2 protein-coding genes are annotated in these 785 nt (G+C 54.3%); both read left to right on the top strand.

Features of this window, described 5'->3' with window-relative positions; genetic code table 11:
• Window positions 1-190: phage tail tip domain-containing protein (locus tag NH26_RS25700; RefSeq protein WP_205245762.1), on the top strand; the 190-nt coding region annotated here is incomplete at its 5' end.
• Between the two features lie 61 nt (window positions 191-251).
• Window positions 252-785 (top strand): outer membrane beta-barrel protein Lom (gene lom / locus NH26_RS24925; protein WP_071397312.1); only part of this gene is annotated, 534 nt, incomplete at its 3' end.

The following is a 785-nucleotide window of genomic DNA, read 5'->3' as shown; positions in this document are numbered from 1 at the left end:
AATTCCCCTTCTACTGAAGGGACAGGTGTTCTCCCGTATTGTTGACATGCCAGCGGGTCGGGGAAACGTGATCCTGACGTTCACGCTTACGTCCACACGGCATTCGGCAGATATTCCGCCGTATACGTTTGCCAGCGATGTGCAGGTTATGGTGATTAAGAAACAGGCGCTGGGCATCAGCGTGGTCTGAGTGTGTTACAGAGGTTCGTCCGGGAACGGGCGTTTTATTATAAAACAGTGAGAGGTGAACGATGCGTAATGTGTGTATTGCCGTTGCTGTCTTTGCCGCACTTGCGGTGACAGTCACTCCGGCCCGTGCGGAAGGTGGACATGGTACGTTTACGGTGGGCTATTTTCAAGTGAAACCGGGTACATTGCCGTCGTTGTCGGGCGGGGATACCGGTGTGAGTCATCTGAAAGGGATTAACGTGAAGTACCGTTATGAGCTGACGGACAGTGTGGGGGTGATGGCTTCCCTGGGGTTCGCCGCGTCGAAAAAGAGCAGCACAGTGATGACCGGGGAGGATACGTTTCACTATGAGAGCCTGCGTGGACGTTATGTGAGCGTGATGGCCGGACCGGTTTTACAAATCAGTAAGCAGGTCAGTGCGTACGCCATGGCCGGAGTGGCTCACAGTCGGTGGTCCGGCAGTACAATGGATTACCGTAAGACGGAAATCACTCCCGGGTATATGAAAGAGACGACCACTGCCAGGGACGAAAGTGCAATGCGGCATACCTCAGTGGCGTGGAGTGCAGGTATACAGATTAATCCGGCAGCGTCC

Origin of the sequence: Flammeovirga pacifica, assembly GCF_000807855.2 — a bacterium.
Taxonomy (GTDB): Bacteria; Bacteroidota; Bacteroidia; order Cytophagales; family Flammeovirgaceae; genus Flammeovirga; species Flammeovirga pacifica.
This window is presented reverse-complemented; position numbering and strand designations above follow the sequence as displayed.